Genomic DNA, 5,629 nt, shown 5'->3' on the forward strand with positions numbered 1-5,629 from the left:
ATAGTGCGCTGGGATATCACTCTCCGAGAGAATACCGGCGGCAGCGGGCATCGTTAACTTAAGATACAAAAGCTGTCCGGAAATGGCGGGTCAAGATCAGAAAGTGGTACTTTGTCACTGGTATGATGTGACGGGTGATTCATATACTGCTGAAGATCTTACAGGGAATATGCCTCATGACGCATTTAAATTCCTTCAGTATAGGCTGGATAATATCGAGCAGGCTGAGGCATTTATCAAATACAGAAACCGTAATTATCAGTCCCGAGAAAATTCAGATTGGCCCGAACCGCCTGAAGGTGTAAAGCGTTACGTCATCAGAGCCCGAAGCTAAGTGAGCAACATTAAGCTAAAAGTTCAGTATGGAAATAAATAAATCATACTGAACAATAAATATAACTTTATGCATAACACTATGACGGTATCTTATTAGCAGGTGCTTCGGAAAAAAGTAACTTTCCAAAGGTAAGTAAGCGCAGCGGGAGATATGCTAACATGAATACATCACGGGGACAGTGCTGGATACTGGCCAATCCATAATTTGCATATGATTAAAATGTACTTAGATGTTGCAATACTGATGAATTGTGTTAAAAGATAGCCGTCGTTACCTAAGTTAAATTTTATGAAGTATGGTACTGTTATGGCTAAGAAAAATTTATACTCGGAAGAGATTGTGATTGCCAAAAAGCAACTCAATCAGCTATCCACGCTTAAAGATAAAGTCAGCCTGCTAACGCGTCAGTGGGAAGGTGATATTGGCAAAAATCTGCCTGGTTACACTGAGCTATATGCTCACGTGGAAAGAATTGAAAGACAGATTCATGAACAAATTGGTAGCTGGAAGAAAAGTCCTACAATGTAAGATTACGGCGATCCATTCTGAAGCGGTGTATTTGGTTCAAGAATGCATAAATAACATTCCTTTATAACTCAATTACCCGCTTTTAAATCTCTTTATTTTCAATCCCGCTCATCCATTTGAGGAACTTTGCGCGGAAGTTCAGCGGCATCATAAACTGTATGGGACAGTAAGAATTGCACTGACATTAACTGGTACAAAATGCAGGGCTATTGAATCCCTTCAGTGTACGCAAGCCTCACGTGTTCATCTACTGTAGCTTGGTTGCCGGGGATATATCGCGGAAAGTCCGACACGTCATTGGCATTTTTGACAATGAAAGAAGGGTATCCAAACTGCTCGGCAGCAATATCGATATAAAAAGTCATTCCTCCAGCACTCAGCTCACACCAGTAGTGGCCATGTCCTCCATACTCATTGAAAAGACCTCCATTATCTGTACCATTCCCGCCGCGTATACTTGCGACCATGCCTCTGAGTCGTGCAAATTTACAAACCAATATACATGCGAACATGCATGTTCCGGTTGTGTCACTTGTTCCAATTTCCTTAAGGTTCTCTTTTAAGGACTTATGGGCTTCTTCTGCAAGCTCCAGGATTGGCGTAAGAACTAAAATAGATGTCTTGTCAGTCACGAATAATGTCTCCGGTAAACAGAACAATGGTAAGGCTAGAATCCCGTTTAAAATAATTTTAGTATCAGGTAACAAGTACCTTGAACAAAGCACTTGATTCACACAGATCAATAAAAACCTTTCGAATAAGGAAAATACGAAAATTTGTGAAAGTACATTATCGAGTTTTAACATGAATCTATTCTGAGTCGCAAGGGTTTTCAGTTCGGACAGAAGGCTTCTAAAATTTCATGAAGTCGTCCAACCATCTTTAACTACTAGGTAACAAACCATAATTATTGATTTCATGAAAATAATTAAACTCAGAAATTGTGTTGTTGAGGTTATTAGAGATGGATATAGGATGTGGTATATTTGTTTGGAAATAAAAACAAAGGTTAGAACTCAGCTTTCGTACAATCTAGTTCAATCAAATTATGACGCTTAGGAGTATAAATGAGCATTAACGACAAAGATTTTAGTTCTTTAACAGTAGAGCAATATGGCTGGAATTTGGGGGTTTTTAATCATTCAACCCCATTTACATCACACTTTATTTATGTCTACGATTGTTATAAACAGTATGTTGGATTGATTTCCATTTCACAGGAGGATTTTAACACCACTAAAATTTCCACATCGTTAAGCATTCATATGTGTGTGGCAAAGCTAGGTAAAATCCTTAAGAAAATGTCAAATAAAAAGGCTTTGTCACAAACGGAAGAAACTGAATTGGCCCCTCTTATTATTAATTATGTAAAGCAAACGATGACTTTTAGGCAATGGGTAAGTCAATCAGAATTAAATCAACGCATGCATTTTCTAATTAATATCTACGGTTCTAAAGATGATAAAAAAGGGGAGGTGGTTCTACGACCATTAATTTCGAATCCAGATGCCTTAATTTTAACACCGACGGAAGTCATTGAATTGAACACGCAAGTTATTAAAGCTGATCGTATGCGACATCCGGAATGGTTCCGTTAAGCAGATTTACCGCATTCACCATTGGAACCTTCGCCAGTAAGAGCTCGATGGTAAAATTACAATCTGAGATGGTTCAAAACGGCTATAGAGTTTTGAACCTCAAACGGGAATATTTTCACATTCATCCTTTGAAAGAAAGTCGTGGCTAAAAGAACTGAAGTAACCCTATCAAAGCCAATTTTCCTAACGACCGGAGTTATCTACTATTTACCGGATAACATTATTTCATTTGTCCTGTCGAATACCATGCCAACGTAGATTCCGGGATGCAGATTTTTGAGGCGAATCCATCGGTAATTAAATCGAGCAGATTTGGGGCTAGTAGATTACACGGTGCTGGCCTCAGTGGTTCATAATGATGCTTCGGGTAATGAAGGCTGCTGAAAATGCCATGGGGCGCCCCTGAGGCTTTATCTGGGCCACAGAAAAGGTTAATCCACATCCGGAGGCGGTAGTCCACCGTGAAGCCGTCGATTTGCAACCATAAGTGGGGGGAGAGCACAAAATCACATCCCTTAACGGTAACTTTCCCAAGGAAGCGAAGATGTGGGATCTTAGCCTCCATCAAGGCATGGCTGAGCATTAAAGTATGCCCATCGCATTCCAGCTTTGCACTGTCTACCGCTAAAAAGGCATCATTAAGGTCAGAGAGATGTATAGGTGTGTTATTCACTGTTACCATTGTGTCTCTCAATTTTTATCCTTTGTCCTGAGATTTGCTATAGTTAAGTTAATATAAACGACTTTATCCGCAAATATTCCGCCAGACTCTCGCAAGCTAAAGCGTATGGTTTGATGATGGGTGCTGTGCATCATTTCAAGTTTAATATTTCTGTTTTCTTTTTGGTAGTCTTCAAGCGCTGATTCAGTGTGTTTACGAATATTCACAAATTTATGGTCAAAGCAGAATAACACCAGATATAGGTCAGGCGGAACGATAAATGACTGAGCAACAGAGTCTGAATACTTTGTATAAAGTTGAAATATTCCTTTTGTTATTACAGATTTTATTGGCACTTCGGTGGAATGTTCTTGTATTAACTTGGATTCGATAATGCAAACTCTCACACCTGAAGAGAAAATAGAAATATCACTTCGCCCGTTTGCGATCTGATCTTCCTGGACCACCATAAACTTTTTAAGTTCAAGGCTTGCTTTCAACCAGGTTAATAATGATGCTGTAAGGTTATTTTCATAAAACAGAATGTCGTTTTTCACACGATACAAATTACTGTTGCTGGTAATGTTCTGAATGCCAGTGAAAATAGTATTAGGCAGAAGGTCGATTGTCTTGCTTTTAACATCGTAATTATTAAATGAATCAGCTAATACACCTAGTTTAAAAGCGAGCGTCCGTATTTTTTCTGTATTTCCAAACTCAAGATGATTGGCTTGATGTTTAAGTGATCTGATTTTATTATATATATATTGTGTGTTTCTTTCACTTAATCTGACCTGCATAAAACTCTGGCGCATGTATTCTTCAAAAAGGTTCTGGAGCTCAAACAATTCTTCAATAATAGAGGTTAACTTATTTTTAGGTTCAAAGAACATTGAGTCTTTATTTTTAATGTTTGAAGCCAGTGAAATGATTTCATAAAGAGCATCGGTAAGCAGATGAAGTGGTTCAACTGTTTTTATAATGCCTTTTTCATTCCTATAAATCATAATGTAAGGCTGGTGACGTGAAAATAAATCCTGCAAGACATCTTGTGACACTGGCGTTGTAATGAAGAAAATAAGTCCCGGCTTAAGATCTTTGTTTTTCAAATGTTCTAATTTATCAATAAGTAATACTTTCCTAATCCCGTTCGCTAGAATTAGTCCGAATTCAGTTCGATAAAGATTCCAATTTCGCTTTGTTGATGTAATAAGGGATAAATCATAATTAATATTTACGAGGTTTTCATTGATTGTCGTAATTAAGTTATGAATGTAATTGTTGTGATAAGTGGCATAACTCATAATGCCAAACTTACTTTTGAGTTCGTTGATGTGTTCGACAAGTGTTTTCAAGTACGTATAAGTTGTGCTTTGAGGAACTTTTTGGAAATTGTAAGATGACCACTCTTTAGCTATATCATAGATAAAATCGCATTCTTGTGATTCAAGGAACTTAACCAAGCGATTTCTGGAACTTTTATTGCTGTTAAATTCTTCTTCAAATCTTTCGAGCTTTCTGCAAAAAATATGAACCGACAGGCAATGGCGACGTTCCTGCTCTAATAATTGATCATCCAGGAAAATCTCAGTATTTTTGTTACGACTGAAGATAGATATGGGGGCCATTTCCATTAGTTCTAACGCATTGAAATCATAAAATCTGCTCATTTATTTCGCCTGCATAGTAATTTTAATCACTAAAAGCTATTAAGCTTTTTCCTTTTTTAAACATACGAAAGCCTTTAGAAACACGATTTATACTAACGGGGCATCTAAATTCGTGATCTGTTCAATGTATTCAAAAGAGTATTGAACGCCTCATATGATATTTTCGCTCTGAAAGCGATTCCCCTAGCTTCATTAAGAGCCTTTCTTCCGGAAGCAGATTCAGGCGATTTAAGGTACTTTAAAAGTAACTTTTCAATCTCTATAGTTTTGTCATTCTGAAGTAACTGAGAGGCCATGATGGCTCCGAGCCTAAATTGAAGCTGAATATTCACTTCTTTGTGAAACTCCAGGTGCTGACGGTGGCGGTCAGCCAGCTGGCTTCCACGGACCCTGGCACGATACAAACGCATATAGTCGGCCATTTCGGCGGTATGGCGTTGACGATACCGGTTCTTGGCTGCATTGACTACATTGCGGTTATTCAATTTATACAACCGGTTTTCGCCAGCTACGCACTGGCGGCAGCGAGTCTTATGGCCATCCTTACTTTTACGGTCAATTCCGAAGTCTAACAAGCTCTTCAGAGTCTTGCATTTTCGGCACAGCTTACTTTCAACGAGTTCAGTCATGGGTATATTATGAATTGAAGTACTTCCCGAAAGTATACCCAATTCGACTATCCATTACAATTAAACGTTTTTGGGTTAACATAATCCTGATTATGCGCACTAACATGTGTAATGGCTCAATAGTAATGTCCGCCTGTGGCTCAATTCAGATGTCCGCGCTATGGTAAGCTTCACTGGTCCGTTTAAACTACCGGGAGGCATATCAT

The 5,629-nt window shown here is 38.5% G+C and carries 6 protein-coding genes; 3 read left to right on the forward strand and 3 right to left on the reverse strand.

Annotated elements, in window-relative coordinates; all coding sequences use genetic code 11:
* Positions 1-643 precede the first annotated feature (643 nt).
* The gene (locus tag ACMWLG_RS25235) at positions 644-865 is read left to right on the forward strand and encodes a hypothetical protein (RefSeq protein ID WP_032610446.1); all 222 of its coding nucleotides are present in this window, start codon (positions 644-646) and stop codon (positions 863-865) included.
* Positions 866-1,071: 206 nt separating this feature from the next.
* Here the strand turns inward: ACMWLG_RS25235 and ACMWLG_RS25240 are convergent, their stop codons facing one another.
* Positions 1,072-1,671 (reverse strand): hypothetical protein, encoded by a 600-nt coding sequence (locus tag ACMWLG_RS25240; protein ID WP_015062969.1) that lies wholly within the window; start codon positions 1,669-1,671, stop codon positions 1,072-1,074.
* 261 nt (positions 1,672-1,932) lie between these two features.
* On the opposite strand from ACMWLG_RS25240, the gene ACMWLG_RS25245 reads away from it, so the two are divergent.
* Entirely contained in the window at positions 1,933-2,463 is a 531-nt protein-coding gene (locus tag ACMWLG_RS25245) for a hypothetical protein (RefSeq protein WP_032610444.1), read from the forward strand.
* A 220-nt stretch (positions 2,464-2,683) separates the two neighbouring features.
* On the opposite strand, the gene ACMWLG_RS25250 is transcribed toward ACMWLG_RS25245, so the two are convergent.
* Both ACMWLG_RS25250 and ACMWLG_RS25255 read right to left on the reverse strand, forming a co-directional pair.
* On the reverse strand, positions 2,684-3,145 hold the full coding sequence (locus ACMWLG_RS25250; protein ID WP_015062966.1) for a hypothetical protein: 462 nt from the start codon (positions 3,143-3,145) through the stop codon (positions 2,684-2,686).
* 8 nt (positions 3,146-3,153) lie between these two features.
* Positions 3,154-4,794, reverse strand: coding sequence for a hypothetical protein (locus ACMWLG_RS25255; protein WP_032610443.1), 1,641 nt, complete (start codon positions 4,792-4,794; stop codon positions 3,154-3,156).
* A 314-nt stretch (positions 4,795-5,108) separates the two neighbouring features.
* Between ACMWLG_RS25255 and ACMWLG_RS25260 the strand changes: the two genes are divergently transcribed.
* A complete protein-coding gene (locus tag ACMWLG_RS25260) occupies positions 5,109-5,366 on the forward strand; it encodes a hypothetical protein (RefSeq protein ID WP_103216141.1) in 258 nt (85 codons plus the stop codon).
* Positions 5,367-5,629: the final 263 nt, after the last annotated feature.

Origin of the sequence: Enterobacter sp. 01-M-02-SI-ECC, assembly GCF_047530595.1 — a bacterium.
In the GTDB taxonomy this organism is placed as follows: Bacteria; Pseudomonadota; Gammaproteobacteria; order Enterobacterales; family Enterobacteriaceae; genus Enterobacter; species Enterobacter cloacae_M.